The organism is Pseudomonas sp. S9 (assembly GCF_000222125.1).
Lineage (GTDB): Bacteria > Pseudomonadota > Gammaproteobacteria > Pseudomonadales > Pseudomonadaceae > Aquipseudomonas > Aquipseudomonas segetis.
The window spans coordinates 411,077-428,765 of the sequence record NZ_AFFX01000001.1; the positions used below are offsets into that span (position 1 = coordinate 411,077).

18 protein-coding genes are annotated in these 17,689 nt (G+C 57.0%); 9 read left to right on the top strand and 9 right to left on the bottom strand.

Annotated elements, in window-relative coordinates; translation table 11 throughout:
- Window positions 1–57: 57 nt before the first annotated feature.
- Window positions 58–831, bottom strand: a complete 774-nt coding sequence (gloB, locus tag PSES9_RS0101880; RefSeq protein ID WP_010483436.1) for a hydroxyacylglutathione hydrolase — start codon at window positions 829–831, stop codon at window positions 58–60.
- A 77-nt stretch (window positions 832–908) separates the two neighbouring features.
- Here gloB and PSES9_RS0101885 point away from each other — a divergent pair, with 77 nt between their 5' ends.
- Together PSES9_RS0101885 and rnhA are read left to right on the top strand one after the other, a co-directional pair.
- Window positions 909–1,685 carry a hypothetical protein gene (locus PSES9_RS0101885; protein ID WP_010483438.1) on the top strand — a complete coding sequence of 259 codons (777 nt, stop codon included), beginning with the start codon at window positions 909–911 and terminating at the stop codon, window positions 1,683–1,685.
- Window positions 1,686–1,740: 55 nt separating this feature from the next.
- Window positions 1,741–2,193, top strand: a complete 453-nt coding sequence (gene rnhA / locus PSES9_RS0101890) for a ribonuclease HI (RefSeq protein ID WP_010483440.1) — start codon at window positions 1,741–1,743, stop codon at window positions 2,191–2,193.
- Between the two features lie 14 nt (window positions 2,194–2,207).
- Here rnhA and PSES9_RS0101895 read toward each other — a convergent pair whose 3' ends face one another.
- The 3 genes from PSES9_RS0101895 to PSES9_RS0101905 all read right to left on the bottom strand — a co-directional run bounded on the left by PSES9_RS0101895 (window position 2,208) and on the right by PSES9_RS0101905 (window position 4,898).
- Complete coding sequence (locus PSES9_RS0101895; protein ID WP_010483442.1) at window positions 2,208–3,407, bottom strand: acetyl-CoA C-acetyltransferase; 1,200 nt, start codon at window positions 3,405–3,407, stop codon at window positions 2,208–2,210.
- 108 nt (window positions 3,408–3,515) lie between these two features.
- The gene (locus PSES9_RS0101900; protein WP_010483444.1) at window positions 3,516–4,172 is read right to left on the bottom strand and encodes a CoA transferase subunit B; all 657 of its coding nucleotides are present in this window, start codon (window positions 4,170–4,172) and stop codon (window positions 3,516–3,518) included.
- Window positions 4,173–4,199: 27 nt separating this feature from the next.
- The gene (locus tag PSES9_RS0101905; RefSeq protein WP_010483446.1) at window positions 4,200–4,898 is read right to left on the bottom strand and encodes a CoA transferase subunit A; all 699 of its coding nucleotides are present in this window, start codon (window positions 4,896–4,898) and stop codon (window positions 4,200–4,202) included.
- Window positions 4,899–5,014: 116 nt separating this feature from the next.
- Between PSES9_RS0101905 and PSES9_RS0101910 the strand changes: the two genes are divergently transcribed.
- The 6 genes from PSES9_RS0101910 (at window position 5,015) to nudC (ending at window position 12,725) form a co-directional block, all read left to right on the top strand.
- Window positions 5,015–5,902: a LysR family transcriptional regulator gene (locus PSES9_RS0101910; RefSeq protein WP_010483447.1), complete on the top strand. Its 888-nt coding sequence runs from the start codon at window positions 5,015–5,017 to the stop codon at window positions 5,900–5,902.
- A 51-nt stretch (window positions 5,903–5,953) separates the two neighbouring features.
- Window positions 5,954–6,730, top strand: a complete 777-nt coding sequence (dnaQ, locus tag PSES9_RS0101915) for a DNA polymerase III subunit epsilon (protein WP_010483450.1) — start codon at window positions 5,954–5,956, stop codon at window positions 6,728–6,730.
- 120 nt (window positions 6,731–6,850) lie between these two features.
- Complete coding sequence (locus PSES9_RS0101920) at window positions 6,851–9,106, top strand: Orn/Lys/Arg decarboxylase N-terminal domain-containing protein (protein ID WP_010483451.1); 2,256 nt, start codon at window positions 6,851–6,853, stop codon at window positions 9,104–9,106.
- 249 nt (window positions 9,107–9,355) lie between these two features.
- Entirely contained in the window at window positions 9,356–10,168 is an 813-nt protein-coding gene (locus PSES9_RS0101925) for a crotonase/enoyl-CoA hydratase family protein (protein ID WP_010483453.1), read from the top strand.
- Between the two features lie 50 nt (window positions 10,169–10,218).
- Window positions 10,219–11,895: a hypothetical protein gene (locus PSES9_RS0101930; protein ID WP_010483455.1), complete on the top strand. Its 1,677-nt coding sequence runs from the start codon at window positions 10,219–10,221 to the stop codon at window positions 11,893–11,895.
- Entirely contained in the window at window positions 11,895–12,725 is an 831-nt protein-coding gene (gene nudC, locus PSES9_RS0101935) for an NAD(+) diphosphatase (protein ID WP_010483457.1), read from the top strand. Before PSES9_RS0101930 ends, nudC begins: the two co-directional genes overlap by 1 nt.
- Here nudC and PSES9_RS0101940 read toward each other — a convergent pair.
- Window positions 12,693–13,472 carry a TSUP family transporter gene (locus PSES9_RS0101940; RefSeq protein WP_029529321.1) on the bottom strand — a complete coding sequence of 260 codons (780 nt, stop codon included), beginning with the start codon at window positions 13,470–13,472 and terminating at the stop codon, window positions 12,693–12,695. The genes nudC and PSES9_RS0101940 overlap by 33 nt on opposite strands.
- A gap of 107 nt (window positions 13,473–13,579) precedes the next feature.
- Between PSES9_RS0101940 and PSES9_RS0101945 the strand changes: the two genes are divergently transcribed.
- The gene (locus PSES9_RS0101945; protein ID WP_010483461.1) at window positions 13,580–14,227 is read left to right on the top strand and encodes a membrane protein; all 648 of its coding nucleotides are present in this window, start codon (window positions 13,580–13,582) and stop codon (window positions 14,225–14,227) included.
- Window positions 14,228–14,299: 72 nt separating this feature from the next.
- On the opposite strand, the gene PSES9_RS0101950 is transcribed toward PSES9_RS0101945, so the two are convergent.
- The 4 genes from PSES9_RS0101950 to PSES9_RS0101965 all read right to left on the bottom strand — a co-directional run bounded on the left by PSES9_RS0101950 (window position 14,300) and on the right by PSES9_RS0101965 (window position 17,566).
- On the bottom strand, window positions 14,300–15,067 hold the full coding sequence (locus tag PSES9_RS0101950; protein WP_010483463.1) for an SDR family oxidoreductase: 768 nt from the start codon (window positions 15,065–15,067) through the stop codon (window positions 14,300–14,302).
- A gap of 23 nt (window positions 15,068–15,090) precedes the next feature.
- Window positions 15,091–16,158 carry a phosphotransferase family protein gene (locus PSES9_RS0101955; RefSeq protein WP_010483465.1) on the bottom strand — a complete coding sequence of 356 codons (1,068 nt, stop codon included), beginning with the start codon at window positions 16,156–16,158 and terminating at the stop codon, window positions 15,091–15,093.
- A gap of 330 nt (window positions 16,159–16,488) precedes the next feature.
- The gene (locus PSES9_RS0101960; RefSeq protein ID WP_010483467.1) at window positions 16,489–16,800 is read right to left on the bottom strand and encodes an SCP2 sterol-binding domain-containing protein; all 312 of its coding nucleotides are present in this window, start codon (window positions 16,798–16,800) and stop codon (window positions 16,489–16,491) included.
- Between the two features lie 55 nt (window positions 16,801–16,855).
- Entirely contained in the window at window positions 16,856–17,566 is a 711-nt protein-coding gene (locus PSES9_RS0101965) for a histidine phosphatase family protein (protein WP_010483469.1), read from the bottom strand.
- Window positions 17,567–17,689 lie beyond the last annotated feature (123 nt).

Genomic DNA, 17,689 nt, shown 5'->3' on the forward strand with positions numbered 1-17,689 from the left:
GAAACCGTTTTTACGCTGGTCAAGTTTTGACCAGCGTTTTGTGGTTGTGTCGACTTTTTAGAAGTTGTCTTTCCAGGCGCGAAGTTCAGCAAATGCCTGCACGGCCGAGCGTTCACGGGGACCGTTCCGCTCGTCTAGTTTTTGCAGAATAGACCGTGACTGGGAGCGCAGAAAAGGGTTGGTTGCCAACTCCAAACTTAAGTTGGTAGGCAGGCTGATCTGGTCATTTTCGCGCCATTGCGTGACATCGCTGATGCGCTGGGCGATATCCTGGTTATCAGGTTCGGCTGCTTGGGCAAAACGCAAGTTGCTCAAGGTGTATTCGTGGGTGCAGTACACTGCCGTATTGGCAGGCAGCGCGGCCAGGCGGCTGAGCGAATCATGCATCTGTTCGGGCGTGCCTTCGAATAAACGGCCACAACCTGCTGCAAACAGGGTGTCGCCGCAAAACAGCAGGTCGAGCTCGCTTTGGTAATAGGCAATGTGCCCCAGCGTGTGGCCTGGAACCTCAATGATTTTGAAGGTTTGCCCCAATACTTGGACTTCATCACCTTCGCCCAATGCCAGGTCACGGGCCGGGATCTTTTCATTGGCGGGGCCGGTCACGCGGGCGCCAGTGGTTGCTTTCAACTGCTCGACACCGCCCACGTGGTCAAAGTGATGGTGGGTTATCAGGATATCCGTAAGTTTCCAGCCAGGGTTGCTGGCCAGCCAGTTCTCGACGGGGGCGGCGTCGCCTGGATCAACCACGGCACAGTGGCCTAGCTCGGGGTCTTGTAACAACCAGATATAGTTGTCAGAGAATGCAGGTAGGGCTTCGATGTTTATCATGGTCGTCAGTCGCCAAGGTTTAAACAAAAGCGCATCTTAGGCTTGACTCGCCCTAAGGGCTACGCAGGAATTGATTAATGTCAGATCAGCAACGCTCAGAAAAGCCGTTTGCCGACGCCGATGCACAGTGGCTGAGCTTGATCGCCAGTGCCCGACATTGGTTTGAGGGGCCTTATGGGCAGCTACTGCTTGAAAGTGAGCAGCCTGTGCTCGAAGAGGAACTTGCACGCTTCTTCGGCAGTTACATGCTGCACTATGGACCAACTGCAGGCGAGCTGCCCGAGGCCGCTCAAATTCAACATAGCGTGCGTGTCGGGCCACCATTTGCAGGGGTGGATATCGCTTGCGAAGAACAGGCCTGGCCCATGACCGAACACGCTGCCGATGTAGTGATGTTACAGCATGGCCTGGATTTCAGCCTGTCTCCACACGGATTGCTACGTGAGGCTGCGCACAGCGTCAGGCCGGGCGGGCATTTGTTGATCGTTGGCATCAACCCGGCCAGCAGTTGGGGCTTGCGTCATCTGTTGGTTCGCGACGTACTGCACCAGGCGCGCTGCATCTCCCCCAATCGGGTTTGTGATTGGCTGCACCTGCTGGGCTTTGCGCTGGAGAAACGTCGCTTCGGGTGTTATCGTCCGCCGCTTGCTTCCCGCGCCTGGCAGGGCCGGCTGGCGCCGTTGGAGTCCTGGGGGCGGTCTTGGCAAGCGCCTTGTGGTGGTTTCTATCTATTGGTGGCGCGCAAGCTGGTCGTGGGCTTGCGGCCATTGCGCCAATCCCAGCGTGAGCCCATGGGGGCGCTGGTGCCGATGCCGGTGGCCAAGGTTAGTCGCCGGGCTGCTGGCAAGCCCTAGCCAATATGCCTGATACCGGGCGGTTTGATTTACCTTATCGAGAGAAAAGCGCTGCATGTCAGAACAAGTTGAGATCTATACCGATGGCGCGTGCAAGGGAAATCCTGGTGTAGGTGGCTGGGGTGCCTTGCTGGTGTTTAAAGGTGTCGAGAAGGAGTTGTGGGGCGGCGAAGCCGAGACCACCAACAATCGCATGGAGCTGACAGCGGCAATCCGCGCCCTGGCTGAGCTAAAGCGCGAGTGCAATGTGCGTCTGGTAACCGACTCTCAATATGTCATGCAGGGTATCCAGGACTGGATGCCAAACTGGAAGAAGCGTGGCTGGAAAACCGCCGCCAAGCAGCCGGTGAAGAATGCCGACCTGTGGCAGCAGTTAGATGAGCAAGTAAATCGCCATCAAGTGACCTGGCAGTGGGTGCGCGGCCACACCGGCCATCCAGGCAACGAGCGGGCCGATCAACTGGCTAATCGCGGTGTCGATGAAGTCAGAAGCACCCAGTTCGGCTAACCTGCAGTCTTCCTCTATTCGTCGCGGCCCTGGTCTGGCCGCTCAATGGCCAGCGCCACGCCCTGGCCACCGCCGATGCACAGTGTCGCCAAGCCTTTCTTGGCATCGCGCTTGATCATCTCATGCAGCAGGGTTACCAGGACACGGCAACCCGAGGCTCCAATCGGGTGGCCCAGGGCGATGGCGCCACCGTTGACATTGACCTTCTGGCTGTCCCAGCCCAGTTCCTTGCCTACTGCCAGCGCTTGAGCGGCGAAGGCTTCATTGGCTTCAATCAGATCCAGGTCCTCCAGTGTCCAGCCTGCTTTTGACAGGCAGCGTTTTGTCGCGCTCACCGGGGCGATGCCCATTATCGCCGGGTCGACACCAGCATTGGCATAGCTGGCGATCCTTGCCAAGACTGGCAGTCCGAGCGCCTGGGCTTTGGTGGCGCTCATCAGCAGCACGGCGGCGGCGCCATCATTCAAGCTCGAAGCATTGCCGGCGGTGACAGTGCCGTCCTTTTTAAAGGCGGGCTTGAGCTTGCCGAGGCTTTCAGCGGTCGTGCCAGGGCGAGGCTGCTCGTCAGTGGCGAAGGTCACGGGATCGCCCTTGCGCGAGGGGATCAGGATTGGAGTGATTTCCTCGAAAAAACGGCCGGCCTCAATGGCGGCAACGGCTTTTTGCTGGGAGCTGGCCGCGAAAGCATCTTGTTCTTCGCGGGAGATTGCATATTTGTCGACCAGGTTTTCGGCAGTGATACCCATGTGGTAGTCGTTGAACGCGTCCCACAGGCCATCTTGAATCACAGTGTCCACCAGTTTCGAATGCCCCATGCGCAGGCCGGTTCGTGCGCCTTGCATGACATAAGGCGCCAGGCTCATGTTCTCCATGCCGCCGGCGATAACCACCTCTGCATCCCCGCAGCGAATGGCTTGGGCAGCAAGATGCAGAGCCTTGAGACCCGAGCCACATACCTTGTTCAGGGTCATGGCCGGGACGGCGTGGGGTAAGCCGGCAATGATCGATGCCTGGCGGGCCGGGTTCTGGCCACTGCCAGCAGTCAGTACCTGGCCGAGGATCACCTCATCAACCAGCGCGCCGTCAATCCGGGTCTGTTCCAACAGGCGGCGAATCACGGCTGCGCCCAGCTCCGGCGCTGGTACAGTTGCCAATGCACCCTGAAAACTGCCAATGGCTGTGCGCGTTGCGGCTACGATGACGACATCATTCATTTGAGGTTACCTCGTAAAGGGTCCGTGCCTGGCAAGGCTGCGGCGAGTAGCAATGAATAAAAAAGCCTTGCCACCGACGGTGGAGATGGCAAGGCGAGGGAAGGGGAATTAGAAGGTCATTTCCGGGACATGGTCGGGGATGATCAGGCGGCCAGCTGTTTTTTCGGCAATTTCCTCGACGCTGATTCCGGGCGCTCGTTCGCGCAGGATAAATGCACCGTTTTCGATCTCAAGGTAGGCCAGGTCGGTCAGCACTTTCTTGATGCAACCCGCGCCTGTGAGGGGCAGGGTGCAACGACTGAGCAGCTTGGATTCGCCGTCTTTGGAGGCGTGGGTCATGGTCACGATAATATTATCGGCCCCTGCAACCAGGTCCATGGCGCCGCCCATGCCTTTGATAAGCTTGCCGGGAATCATCCAGGAGGCAATGTTGCCTTCGACGTCCACCTCGAAAGCACCGAGCACGGTCAGGTCGACATGGCCGCCACGGATCATGGCGAAGGATTCGGCCGATGAAAAAATCGATGCGCCCTTTACTGCGGTAACAGTCTGTTTGCCGGCGTTGATCATATCGGCATCAACATGCTCATCTTTGGGGAATGCACCCATGCCGAGCAGGCCATTCTCCGATTGCAGCATCACCTGGATATCATCCGGTACATAGTTGGCCACCAGCGTTGGAATGCCAATGCCCAGGTTGACGTAGTAACCGTCCTTGAGCTCGCGGGCAACGCGCTGAGCCATTTGTTCGCGGGTAAGTGCCATGAGCGGCCTCTCCTTAATATGGGTGGCTCACGCCAGTACGGTGCGTTTTTCAATGCGCTTTTCGAAGTGCCCCTGGATGATGCGGTCGACGTAAATGCCGGGGGTATGGATCTGCGCCGGATCGAGCTCGCCGGGTTCGACGATTTCTTCAACCTCGACCACTGTGATGCGTCCTGCAGTCGCGGCCAGCGGGTTGAAGTTCTGTGCCGTGTGGCGATAGATGACATTGCCGAAATGATCGGCTTTCCAGCCTTTGACTATGGCGAAGTCACCGGTAATCGAAGGCTCCAGGATGTAGTGACGGTCGCCGTATTGACGGACTTCCTTGCCTTCAGCCACGGGCGTGCCGTACCCGGTGGCGGTGAAGAACGCTGGAATCCCGGCCCCACCTGCGCGCAGCTTTTCCGCGAGAGTGCCTTGTGGCGTCAGTTCGACTTCCAGCTCGCCGTTGAGCAGCTGTTGTTCAAAGAGCGCGTTTTCGCCGACGTAAGAGGCAATCATCTTGCGAATCTGCCGGTCTTCGAGCAATACACCCAAGCCAAATCCATCGACGCCGCAATTATTGGAAACCACGGTCAGGCCCTTGACCCCGAGCCGGCGGATCTGGCCAATCAGGTTTTCCGGGATGCCGCAAAGACCGAAGCCCCCGGCCAATACAGTCATGCCATCAGTGAGGCCGGCGAGTGCCTCCTCGTAGCTGTTCACGCGTTTATCGAGCCCTGCCATCTGCTTGCTCCTATGGATGTGGCATCGGTCCTGGACCGGAGATGGCTTCAGTGTCGTTTGCTGGGTATTATTTGTTAAGTTTGTTTTTTATTGGTATTGATAGGTTTTTCTGAATAATGACCATCAAGCAGCTTCGCGCCTTTCTGGCTGTTGCCCAGACCTTGTCCTTTGCCCAGGCCTGCCAGCATTTGCACCTTTCCCAGCCGGCCTTGAGCCTGGCGATCAAGACCCTTGAGGAGTCGCTTGGTGGTCCGTTGCTGGTGCGCACGACCCGCAGCGTGGCGCTCACCCGTGAAGGTGAGGTGCTGTTGCCAATGGCGCGCAGGCTGGTCGCCGATTGGGATAATGCCGAGGAGCACCTGCGCCAACATTTCACCCTTCAGCTTGGCCGGGTGGCGATTGCCGCGCTGCCGTCATTTGCCGCAAGCCTGCTGCCCGTTGCGCTCAGGGCCTTTCGCGATGAGCATCCGAATATCAATGTCACAGTGCACGATGTGATCAATGAGCAGGTGGTTGAAATGGTGCGCAACCACCGTGTTGAGTTGGGTGTGGTGTTGGAGCCGGAATCTCTCGAGGGCTTGGCCTTTATCCCGCTGTATCTGGATCGCTTCATTGCTGTGGTGCCTGGCACCAGTCCGCTGGCCAGCTATCCAGAGCTGCAATGGAGTGATTTGCTTGGCGAGCCCTTTATCGCCCTGCAACGACCTTCTGCAGTGCGAAGCCTGTTGGAGAAGAGCGTAAGCGAATGCCATGGTCGCCTGCCTGTGGCATTCGAAAGTCACCAGCTTGTGACCGTTGGACGCATGGTTTCCCAAGGCCTGGGGGTCAGCGTGGTACCAGGGTTGTGCCGGGAGCAAATGCTGGCGCTTGGAGCATGCTGCGTGGCCTTGAGCCAACCACGGGTGGAGCAGCGGGTTGGTTTGGTTCATCTGGTCGGGAGCACTCTCTCGGCTGCGGCAAAGGCGCTGATCGAGAAACTGATTGAGACCACTAACAGGCGCTAGGATTGGTTCACCCATGTTAAGATTCAGCTTGTGTTTAGAGGCGGGTATGCAATGACGGTTAACAATCAAACGGCTGATAGAAAAGTAGTTCTCGATACGGAAACGACCGGTTTGCCGGTCACCGATGGCCATCGGATTATCGAGATCGGTTGTGTTGAGATGATCGGCCGGCGCCTAACGGGTCGTCATTTTCATGTGTACCTGCAGCCTGATCGCGAGATCGATGAAGGCGCCATCGCCGTCCACGGTATTACCAACGAGTTCCTCACCGACAAGCCGCACTTCAAAGACATCGCCGATGAGTTCTTTGACTTTATCAACGGCGCCCAGTTGATCATCCACAACGCGCCGTTCGACATTGGCTTCATCAATAATGAGTTTGTGCTGCAAGGGCGCCAGGATCGTTCCGACCTGACCGATCATTGCTCGGTGCTCGATACTCTGGTGATGGCCCGTGAGCGCCATCCGGGCCAGCGCAACAGCCTGGATGCATTGTGCAAGCGATACGATGTCGACAACTCTGGCCGTGATCTGCACGGCGCCTTGCTCGATGCCGAGATTCTGGCCGATGTCTATCTGGCGATGACCGGGGGGCAGACCAACCTTTCATTGGCCGGTGATGGCTCCGAAGGCGATGGTACGGGTGGGCGTCAGCAACCTACGCCAATCAAGCGCTTGGCTGCTGATCGTCCCATGACCAGAATCATTGCCGCCAACGAAGCGGAGCTGAGCGAGCATGCGGCGCGTCTGGCAGCGATTGAAAAGTCGTCCGGAGCATTGCCATTGTGGCTGCAGATGGATCAGCCCAAGGTCGAAGCCGAGTCCTGAGAATTATTCGCGCGCGACCTTTTCGTACACTGTGAAGCAGTGGGGGTTCCGCCAGCGTTGCGCAGGCTCTAACCTGAGGTGATAGGCAGGCCGAGACCTGTCACTTTCAGGGACAACACAATGCATAAAGATCTAAAGTTTCCTGTACTGATTGTGCATCGCGACATCAAGGCCGACACAGTCGCCGGCGATCGGGTGCGGGCGATTGCGCAAGAGCTTGAACAGGATGGTTTCAGCATTCTGTCAACGGCCAGCTCGGCTGAAGGGCGTATCGTAGCCTCGACCCATCACGGTCTGGCCTGCATCCTGGTGACCGCCGAAGGTGCGGGGGAAAACAAGCACCTGCTGCAGGATATGGTCGAGCTGATCCGCATTGCCCGCGCCCGTGCCCCGCAACTGCCTATTTTCGCCCTTGGCGAGCAAGTCACTATCGAAAATGCCCCCGCCGAGGCCATGGCTGACTTGAACCAGTTGCGCGGCATTCTCTATCTGTTTGAAGACACTGTTCCCTTTCTCGCACGCCAGGTTGCCAGGGCGGCACGCAACTACCTGGACGGTCTGTTGCCGCCGTTTTTCAAGGCTTTGGTGCAACACACTTCGCAGTCCAACTATTCCTGGCACACGCCGGGACACGGCGGTGGCGTGGCTTACCGCAAAAGCCCGGTGGGGCAGGCGTTTCACCAGTTTTTCGGTGAAAATACCTTGCGTTCGGACCTCTCGGTTTCAGTGCCGGAGCTGGGATCATTGCTCGATCACACCGGCCCGCTGGCCGAGGCCGAGGCCCGTGCGGCGCGTAATTTCGGCGCGGATCACACCTATTTCGTGATAAATGGCACCTCGACCGCCAACAAGATCGTCTGGCACAGCATGGTTGGCCGCGATGACCTGGTGCTGGTGGATCGCAATTGTCACAAATCGATTTTGCATTCGATCATCATGACCGGTGCCATTCCGCTGTATCTGTGCCCGGAGCGCAATGAGCTGGGGATTATCGGGCCGATTCCCTTGAGCGAGTTCAGTCGCGAGTCGATTCAGGCAAAGATCGATGCCAGTCCGCTTGCCCGGGGTCGAGAAGCCAAGGTCAAGCTGGCCGTGGTCACCAACTCGACCTATGACGGGCTCTGCTACAACGCCGAGCTGGTCAAGCAAACCCTGGGCGACAGCGTTGAAGTGCTGCATTTTGACGAAGCCTGGTTTGCCTATGCGGCCTTCCATGAGTTCTATAGCGGACGCTACGGCATGGGCACCAGCTGTACTGAAAACACGCCGCTGGTGTTTACCACCCATTCGACGCACAAATTGCTCGCAGCATTCAGCCAGGCATCGATGATTCATGTGCAAGATGGCGGCGTGCGCCAGCTCGACACCGATCGCTTCAATGAAGCCTTCATGATGCACATTTCAACCTCGCCCCAGTACGGCATTATCGCCTCGCTCGACGTGGCCTCTGCGATGATGGAAGGCCCGGCGGGGCGCTCATTGATCCAGGAAACCTTTGACGAAGCCCTCAGCTTCCGACGCGCATTGGCCAACCTGGGGCAAAATCTCAGCGCCGATGACTGGTGGTTCACCATCTGGCAGCCGCCGCAAGCCTCGGGCACCGATGAAGTTGCAACCGCCGACTGGGTGTTGCAGCCGCAGGCCGACTGGCATGGCTTTGGTGACATTGCCGAAGATTATGTGCTGCTTGACCCGATCAAGGTTACCTTGGTCATGCCTGGGCTCACAGCGGGCGGCAAGCTTGATGAACGCGGTATTCCAGCAGCCGTGGTCAGCAAGTTCCTCTGGGAGCGCGGCCTGGTTGTAGAGAAAACCGGCCTGTACTCCTTCCTGGTGTTGTTCTCGATGGGTATTACCAAGGGCAAATGGAGCACATTGCTCACTGAGCTACTGGAGTTCAAGCGCAGCTACGATGCCAACTTGCCGTTGACCAGCGTATTGCCATCCATTGCCAGGGCTGGTGGTGCGCAGTACCAGGGGCTGGGGTTGCGTGATTTGTGCGATGCACTGCACGACTGTTACCGGGAGAACGCTACGGCCAAGGCCCTCAAGCATATGTACACGGTCTTGCCCGAGGTCGCCATCAAGCCGGCGGATGCCTATAACCAGATGGTGCGCGGCGAGGTTGAAGCGGTGCCTGTGAGTCAGTTGCAGGGTCGCATCGCCGCGGTGATGTTGGTTCCATATCCGCCAGGTATCCCGCTGATCATGCCGGGCGAGCGGTTTACCGCCGCCACGCGCTCAATCATTGATTATTTGGAATTCGCTCGTCGTTTCGATAACAGCTTCCCGGGCTTTGATGCCGATGTGCACGGGCTGCAGCGTCGCGAGGATGCTGACGGAGTGGTGTATACCGTCGACTGCATCAGCCAGTAAACGCTCGGCTACAGGCCTTGATCAGGCATGCCTGCCCTGTGGAGTCGCCATCAGTCGATCAGACTCGGCTGATGGCTATTTTCGATAGATCAATATGTTAGCTGTAGCAGTCAAAGTGATGCTTTAGCCTGAGAAGGTGGCCTGCGTCACAATGGATAGGATCGACATTTATGCCGTGCTTGTTATAGTTGGGCGGCTGTAACTAGAAGAAAATTTTGCGCGCCACCCCTGCCGCTGAGGAACCAAGCCATGGCCGAATACAAAGCCTTTCAGGTTGAATTGGCAGATAAAATTGCCCATGTGCAAATCAATCGCCCGGAAAAAATCAACGCGATGAACGTGGATTTCTGGTCGGAAATCATCGAGATCTTCCGCTGGATCGATGAGACGGACGAGGTTCGGGTTGTCGTGCTTTCAGGTGCAGGCAAGCATTTTTCTTCGGGCATCGACCTGATGATGCTGGCCCAAGTCGCTAATGACCTTGGTAAGGATGTTGGCCGTAATGCCGACGTTCTGCGGCGCAAAATTCTTCAGCTCCAAGCATCCTTCAATGCCGTGGACCAGTGTCGCAAACCTGTGCTGGCGGCGATCCAGGGCTATTGCCTGGGTGGGGCGATTGACCTGGTGTCGGCGTGCGACATGCGTTATTGCACCGAAGATGCGCAGTTCTCAATCAAGGAAATCGATATGGGCATGGCTGCCGATGTTGGAACCTTGCAGCGGCTGCCCCGCATTATCGGCGACGGCATGATGCGTGAGCTGGCCTTTACCGGACGTACAATCGACGGTCATGAAGCCCGTGAAATCGGTTTGGTCAACCGCACCTACGCCGATCAATCGGCATTGCTCGACGGCGTCATGCAGCTTGCTGGGCAGATCGCCGAGAAGTCACCCGTTGCCATCCGCGGTACTAAAGAGATGATTCGCTATATGCGCGACCATCGTGTTGATGATGGCCTTGAGTACATCGCTACCTGGAACGCCGCCATGTTGCAGTCGGCAGACCTGCGTGTCGCCATGGCTGCTCATATGAGCAAGCAAAAGCCGGAGTTCGCCGACTGATGCAGTGCCCGCAATTATCAATATCCAAAGCGCGGGAGGCGCAATAGCTCATGGTTTCCGGTGCTACTTCGCTTAACCTGGTACGTGATGAACTGTTTACGACGATGTTCGAGGCTGAATCGAGCCTTGAGCAATTTATTCTTGAGCGCAACAACGGCAGCCTGCTGCAACAAGCGGTGGAAAGCCTGCAGCAGGTGCGCGGCACACTCAATTTGATCGAATTGGCCGGTGCTGAGCTTCTGGCCCAGGAAGTACTCGACCAGGCCACTGATATTCCAGCCGGTGCCGGTGAAGAGCGTGATGTGCAGATTGCCGCGCTGAGCAATGCCCTGCATGTACTGCGTCGTTATCTTGAAAATGTTGATGTGCATCGCCAGGAAATGCCTGAGCTGTTGCTGCCTGCCATAAACGATCTGCGCCAGGCCGGTGGCCAGCAGCCTTTGCCCGAGAGCTTCTTTTTTAGCGTGCGCCTTGATCAGCCGCGTCCGCGCATAGCGTCGGCGGCGCTGGATGCAGCCGCCAAGGAAGTAGAAGGGCGGCGCTTGCGTCAGATGTATCAGGTCGGGCTGCTGGGCTTTATTCGCGAGCCGAATCCGAAAAGCAGTCTCAAGCTGATGACCCGGGCCATGCAGCGCCTTGATGGACTGTTTGCCAACGAGCCGCGTGGCCGACTCTGCTGGATTTGTGCAGCCGCCCTGGAAGCGCAAAATGAGGGTCTGCTGCTTGCTCGTCAGCCGCGCAAGCAATTGTTCGGACGGGTTGATCGCGAACTGAAGAAGATGTTTCTCAACAGCAGTTATGAGCCGCCGCGCAATTTGCTCAAGGAACTGCTTTATCTGGTTGCCTTGTCCGACAGCAATGGCCCGCAAGTCTCTGCCTTGCGGGCTGTATTCGGCCTGACACCACTGCCGTTTACCGATCATCTGATCGAAGAAGAATCACAGCGCCTGGCTGGGCCTGGTAAATCGGTGATGCGTTCGCTCAGCGCTGCCATCCGCGAAGAGCTTTCCAGCGTCAAGGACATGCTCGACCTGATTGAGCGCGGCACCGTGCAAGCGGATGTCCTGACCAGCCTGCATGCCTTGCTCGGCAAAATGAGCAAAACCCTGGGCATGGTCGGATTAAGCTCGGCGGGTAACTCGCTCAGCGAGCAAGTCCTGGTTGTCGCGACGTGGAGCGAGGGCAGTGTGCCGCCTGTTGCCGAGTTGCATAAGCTGGCAGATACCATTCTCTATGTCGAAGGCATGGTTTCCAGCCTGGATACGGACCAGCCGCGCATGCGCCCAGCGGTCGAGCCGCAACGTAGCGAGGCCGAACTCTTTGCCTATCATCAATTACTCGAAGCACGAATAGTTGTGATCGATGAGGCGCAAGCGGGCCTGGCCTTGAGTAAGCGGGCAATTACCGCCTACCTTGAGTCCAACGGTGATCGCATGCACCTGTCCAATGTGCCATTTAGTCTCCAGGCTGTGCGTGGCGGCCTGTGGTTTCTCGGGCAGGAGCGTGCTGCCGAGTTGATCGGCGCGTGCGCTTCATACATCCAGACGCAGATGGTCGATACCACCCAAATGCCGAGCGAACACATGCTTGAAACCCTGGCCGACGCCCTCAGCAGCCTCGAGTATTACCTGGAAGCCGGGGCTGTGATGCGAGAAGAGACGCGTCCCAGCGTGCTGGATCTTGCGGCTGATAGCGTGCGTACGCTGGGCCTTACGGTTGCCGCCTGATGAACAACCGCTGGCAGCCCGCTATTATTGATCATCGCCAGCCCGGCGGCTGGGCGATTGCCCATTGCAGGCAACACTTCCTGGCCGACAGTAACGGTGTCCTGTTCCCACGAGAGTGGCTGAAAAAAAAAGACATTGAAGTGATAGCCGAGCACGGAATCGGCCACTTTGACGGCGACAGTATTTTCTTGCTTGAGCTTGAATCCGCGCTCGAGCTGCCAGCCTTCAGTTGGCACAGCCTGCGCCAGGTGATGCTTGAAGGCGATGCGGATATGTTCCGCCTGCTCAGTTATGCCGCTCAGATAGGCACCTGGTCGCGCGAGCATCGTTATTGCGGTAGTTGTGCAACGGCGATGCAGCAAGTGCCGGGTGAGCGAGCCATGCAATGCCCGCGTTGCGAGTTGCGCCATTACCCGCGTTTGTCACCGAGCATGATTGTCTTGGTCACACGTGGCGATGAAATCCTCCTGGCGCGTTCCCCACGCTTTGTCAGCGGCATCTACAGCACCTTGGCTGGTTTTGTCGAAGCGGGTGAGTCGGTGGAGCAGTGCGTTGAACGCGAGGTATTCGAAGAGGTCGGCATCCAGGTCAAGAACGTGCAGTATCTGGGCAGCCAGGGCTGGCCGTTTCCGCATTCATTGATGCTTGGCTTCCATGCTGAATATGCCGCTGGTGATATCGTCATGCAGCCAGAAGAAATCGAAGATGCGCAGTGGTTCAGTGTGCATGAGCTGCCGCCATTGCCCGCCAGCCGTTCAATTGCCCGTTACCTGATCGATGTCTATGTGGCGCGCCGGCTAGGCATGCCCGAACCAGTGCTGCCAAGCTAGACGCGCCGTCAACGCCAATACCACCAATATAAACACCGGGCGAATAAACCTGGAGCCACCTCTAATGGCGGTGCGTGCGCCAATATAAGCGCCAACCATCAGGGCTGAGCCCATGCAGATGCCCAGTATCCAGGCGACCTGGCCGCTGGCGATAAATATCGCCAGCGCGCAAATGTTGCTGACAAAGTTCATGGTCCGGGCAACGCCGCTGGCGCGGACCAGGTCAAGCGGGTAGAGCAGCAGTGTGCTGACAGTCCAGAAGGCCCCCGTGCCTGGGCCGGCAACGCCGTCATACAAGCCGAGGCTGATGCTTTGTGGCCATTGGCGACCCTTGGCGATTGGTGCATCGGGATTCAGGGGCGCGTCCGGTGATTTACCGAACAACAGGTACAGGCCACAGCCAAAGACTACGACCGGGAGCATCTGGTTAAGCCACTCGGCCGGCAGCCATTGGGCGATTGCCGCGCCAAGCAGGGCACCAACAGCGGTGCCAATCAATGCGTTGCGCCAGTTGAGCGGGTTGAACAGCTTGCGCCGATAGAAGGTGTAGCTGGCAATGGCGGCGCCAAATGTGGAGCTCAGCTTGTTGGTACCCAGCACCAAGTGCGGCGGTAAACCAGCGGTGAGCAGTGCAGGAATGGTCAGCAAACCACCGCCGCCGGCAATTGCATCAATAAAACCGGCAATAAATGCGACGCCCACCAGAATTAGTAAAGTGGTTGGGTCAACAGCAAGCTCGAAAGGCAGTAGCATAAGAAAACAAGACCTGTGTTCGATTGTTCAGCTCTGGCGCTGGGCGGTGTGGCAGTCGCTGCGCATAATGCCAGCATTTTCATCAATAAGGGATCTGCTTGATGCAATACGATGGCTTGGCCTGGGTAACAGCGTTACTGGCGGTTTTAACGGTGCTGGTTGCCGCACGCATTTTGTTTGGCGGCAATTGGTTGCTTGGTTGGCTCCGTGGCACCTGTGGCTTGTTTTTCCTGGGCTTGGCGGCTCTGGTCGGCTTGGTTGCCTACGACCTCTACAGCTATTCGCCGTTACCGGAAAGCGGACCGCTGGCGACCCTGAGCTTCAAGGCCGATGGCGATAGGTACCAGGTGCAGGTCACCGAAGGCGAAGCCACTCACAACGTCATTATTCAGGGTGACCTGTGGCAACTGGATGCACGCTTGCTGCGCTGGAAAGGCATTGCTGAACTCATTGGTCTCAAGCCTGGCTATCGCCTGCAAAAGCTCACGGGGCGCTTCCTTGCCATTGAACAGCAGTCGATGTCGGTACATGCCCAAGCCGAGCTTGCGCAAAGCCCGTATGGTATTGACCTGTGGCGCTGGCTGCGCCTGGGCAAGCACGACCTGATGATGTTCGATCCCCAGGCGCTACGCGTGACCTACCTGCCAATTGCCGACAATGCACAATATAGGGTCAGCCTGACGCCAACCGGCTTGCTGGCGGAACCGATGAATTCGGCCGCAAAACAGGCGCTCAAGGATTGGAAGTGATCCACTGATCTGCCTAAGCAAAAGGGACCTTGTTGGTCCCTTTTGCTTATAGGCGGGTATGTTGCGAGCTTGCTATGAAAGGAAGCCGCCATCGACATTCAGCGCAACGCCCGTGGTGTAGCTGGAAGCGTCACTGGCCAGGTAGAGCACGGTACCTGCCATTTCGCTTGGGTCAGCTACTCGCTTGAGCGGGATGCGTTGCAGGGCAACCTTGAGAATGGAGTCGTTCTTGGTCAGTGCCGAGGCAAACTTGGTGTCCGTCAGGCCCGGCAGCAGCGCATTGCAGCGAATGCCGAACTGTGCGCATTCCTTGGCAAAGACCTTGGTCATGCTGATGACCGCCGCCTTGGTGACCGAGTAAATACCCTGGAACTCGCCTGGCGACACGCCGTTGATGGAGGCAACATTGATAATGCTGCCACCGCCATTTTGCTTCATCAGCTTGCCGCCTTCGATGGACATGAAGTAGTAGCCGCGGATGTTGACGTCGACGGTCTTCTGGAAAGCCGAAAGATCGGTGTCAAGCACGTTACAGAATTGTGGGTTGGTCGCCGCGTTGTTGACCAGGATATCCAGGCGGCCAAACTGCTCGCGAATCTGCGCGAAAACGTTCTGGATTTGCTCCATTTCGCCAATGTGACAAGCAATGGCTGTGGCTTTTCCGCCTTCGGCGATGATCGCGTCGGCAACCGCCTGGCAGCCCTCGATCTTGCGGCTGGAAACAATTACATGAGCGCCTTGCTGGGCCAGTAGCTTGGCAATGGCTTCGCCAATGCCACGGCTTGCACCTGAAACAAATGCGATCTTGCCGTCGAGGTCAAACAGTTGCGTCTTGGACATACAATTCTCCTGGAATGACTAGCCTAAAGCTGTGATTTATTAATGACCTGCAGGCTCATTTGCTCCAGCAACTTGTTCATCTGGATGAACTGCGCAAAGCGTTTGTCCTGGGTCTGGCCGTGGTAGAAACGGTAGTAAATCTGCTGGACGATACCGGCCAGGCGGAACAAGGCGTAGGTGTAGTAGAAATCGATACTGGCGATTTTTATGCCAGCACGCTCGGCGTAGTAATCGGCGAATTCCTGGCGCGTGAGCATGCCCGGCGCATTGCTCGGTTGGCGTCGCATCAGCTGCATGGGCGCGCAATCGTTCGCTTCGATCCAGTAGGCCAGGGTGTTGCCCAGGTCCATCAACGGGTCGCCAATGGTGGTCAGCTCCCAGTCGAGCACGCCGATGATTTGCATCGGGTTATTCGGGTCGAGGATGACGTTATCGAAGCGGTAGTCGTTGTGCACTATTGCTGGCTTGTGATGATCGGCAGGCATTTTGTCGCACAGCCATGCCTTGACCGGTTCCCACAGCGGTGCATCAGGCGTCAGGGCCTTTTCATAGCGGTCGGACCAGCCGCTGATCTGACGTTGCACGTAGCCTTCAGGCTTGCCCAGGTCACCCAGGCCGCAGGCCTGGTAGTCAACGTTGTGCAGCTCGACCAGCTTGTCGATGAAGCTCATGCACAACTGGCGAGTTTTTTGCGCGTCAAAATTGAGTTCGGCAGGGATGTCAGAGCGCAGGATAATGCCGTTGACCCGCTCCATGACGTAGAACTCGGCGCCAATCACGCTCTCATCGGTGCAGTGCACATAGGCTTTGGGGCAGTAGGGAAAACCGTCATTGAGCTGATTGAGAATACGGAACTCGCGACCCATATCGTGGGCCGACTTGGCCTTGTGCCCATATGGCGGGCGGCGCAGTACAAACTCTTTGTCCGGGTATTCAAGCAAATAGGTCAGGTTCGAGGCGCCGCCCGGAAACTGACTGATGCGCGGCGTGCCGGTCAGACCGGGAATATGTGCCTTGAGGTAGCTGTCTATGGTCGCCGCATCAAGTTCTTCGCCTTCTCGGATGCGGGTGGACTGATCAGTAAGCGCCATTTTTATCCCTTTTGCTTATGATTATGGGCTTGGATTATTGACTAATCTAATATCGGCCGTATGCGGCGACAAGCAATTCACATCGTTATAGATGGGAGTGTTTCTACTTAATCAAGGTGCCTGATTCTTGCCATGAGTTTGAGGCGTCCACGACCATTGGTTGGTAAGGATAGGCGGTCTTCCTGATTATCGGCCGGGCTTGTTTCTGGTGAAAAAAAACCGGAGCCAAGGCTCCGGTTCTACAGATGTCTGCATAACAGTCTTGATCAAAGCAGTGAGTCGGGTGCTTGAGTAACAAGTCACCTGGCTCGGCCGGTCATCAAGCGGTTATTAAACCGGGAACAGTTCGCCCAGTTTCATTGCCAGCATCATGTCGCCTTCGGCGCGCAGCTTGCCAGCCATGAAGGCCTGCATGCCGTCGGTTTCACCGCTGGTGATGCCCTTGAGGGTTTCGGTGTCCATGATCAGGGTCACGTTGGCGTCATCGCTTTCGCCTTGGTGAACGGCGCAAGTACCGTCTTTGACGACCAGATAGTGGTTTTCGCCATCTTCGATGTTGAACTGGAAAACCAGGTCCAGGCCAGCTGCGGCACCGGCGTTGAACTTGGAATTCATGGATTGGACGATGTCTGCAACGCTCATGGTGTGTTCCTTTATTTTCAGGTTTTATTGCGCCTGTGGCGCATGGGTTCAGAACTCAGCGATAGGTGATGAGTTCTGGGGTCTTCTCCAGCGTTAAATGCACATTGCTGTTGAAGGAAGCCAGGCTCACTTGGTTGCCGCGAAAGCGCAGGCAACTCAATGAGGTATTAACGATTTGCCAGTTAAGCTCAAAGGCTTTGTCCGGGCCAATTCCAGTTATCAGGTGGAGCAGGGCGGTAATGGTTCCGCCCGAGGTAAAGACTGCAATGTTTTCTTTGTCATGGGCGCTTTCGAGCACGCGGTTGAGGCCTTGGCTGACTTGATTCACAAAACTGGCCCAGCTTTGCAGCTCAGGCGTGTCGTACTCGCCGCTGATCCAGCGTCCGATCAGGCGGACGAACAAGCGTTGGAACTCACTCCTGTGGTGTACCGCGTTGCGTAATACCTCCAGTGCGTGGGGTTCCTCCGGCAGCATGTCCGGCAGTAGGGTGCGAATAACGGCTTCGGCATCAAACTCATTAAAGGCCGGGTCAATCTGCAGTTGCGGTGTTGCATTGCCCAGGCTACCAAGCGCGGCCAGGGCTGAGGTAGCCGTGTGTTGCTGGCGTTTCAAGCTGCCGCTGAAGCAGCGATCAAGCCTTATGTCTTGCGCTGCCAGGTGCGCACCAACGATCTCGGCCTGGCGGATTCCAATCGGTGACAGTACATCGTAGTCATCCATGCCAAAGGAGGCCTGGCCGTGTCTAATCAGGTAAATTTTGCCCACGTGCGCTGGTATCCAGGTACGTTGAAGTTTAATGAGGGTATGAGCTTCACAGGGATACTGTCAACGAAAAAACATACGCTTGTTTGAATCTCTGTGTTGCACCATCTGCCTCGCGATCAAGTT

What these genes read in the sequence shown, in the direction of transcription:
- gloB (WP_010483436.1), bottom strand. Translation starts at nt 831, where the DNA reads ATGATAAACATCGAAGCCCTACCTGCATTCTCTGACAACTATATCTGG.
- PSES9_RS0101885 (WP_010483438.1), top strand. Translation starts at nt 909, where the DNA reads ATGTCAGATCAGCAACGCTCAGAAAAGCCGTTTGCCGACGCCGATGCA.
- rnhA (WP_010483440.1), top strand. Translation starts at nt 1,741, where the DNA reads ATGTCAGAACAAGTTGAGATCTATACCGATGGCGCGTGCAAGGGAAAT.
- PSES9_RS0101895 (WP_010483442.1), bottom strand. Translation starts at nt 3,407, where the DNA reads ATGAATGATGTCGTCATCGTAGCCGCAACGCGCACAGCCATTGGCAGT.
- PSES9_RS0101900 (WP_010483444.1), bottom strand. Translation starts at nt 4,172, where the DNA reads ATGGCACTTACCCGCGAACAAATGGCTCAGCGCGTTGCCCGCGAGCTC.
- PSES9_RS0101905 (WP_010483446.1), bottom strand. Translation starts at nt 4,898, where the DNA reads ATGGCAGGGCTCGATAAACGCGTGAACAGCTACGAGGAGGCACTCGCC.
- PSES9_RS0101910 (WP_010483447.1), top strand. Translation starts at nt 5,015, where the DNA reads ATGACCATCAAGCAGCTTCGCGCCTTTCTGGCTGTTGCCCAGACCTTG.
- dnaQ (WP_010483450.1), top strand. Translation starts at nt 5,954, where the DNA reads ATGACGGTTAACAATCAAACGGCTGATAGAAAAGTAGTTCTCGATACG.
- PSES9_RS0101920 (WP_010483451.1), top strand. Translation starts at nt 6,851, where the DNA reads ATGCATAAAGATCTAAAGTTTCCTGTACTGATTGTGCATCGCGACATC.
- PSES9_RS0101925 (WP_010483453.1), top strand. Translation starts at nt 9,356, where the DNA reads ATGGCCGAATACAAAGCCTTTCAGGTTGAATTGGCAGATAAAATTGCC.
- PSES9_RS0101930 (WP_010483455.1), top strand. Translation starts at nt 10,219, where the DNA reads ATGGTTTCCGGTGCTACTTCGCTTAACCTGGTACGTGATGAACTGTTT.
- nudC (WP_010483457.1), top strand. Translation starts at nt 11,895, where the DNA reads ATGAACAACCGCTGGCAGCCCGCTATTATTGATCATCGCCAGCCCGGC.
- PSES9_RS0101945 (WP_010483461.1), top strand. Translation starts at nt 13,580, where the DNA reads ATGCAATACGATGGCTTGGCCTGGGTAACAGCGTTACTGGCGGTTTTA.
- PSES9_RS0101950 (WP_010483463.1), bottom strand. Translation starts at nt 15,067, where the DNA reads ATGTCCAAGACGCAACTGTTTGACCTCGACGGCAAGATCGCATTTGTT.
- PSES9_RS0101955 (WP_010483465.1), bottom strand. Translation starts at nt 16,158, where the DNA reads ATGGCGCTTACTGATCAGTCCACCCGCATCCGAGAAGGCGAAGAACTT.
- PSES9_RS0101960 (WP_010483467.1), bottom strand. Translation starts at nt 16,800, where the DNA reads ATGAGCGTTGCAGACATCGTCCAATCCATGAATTCCAAGTTCAACGCC.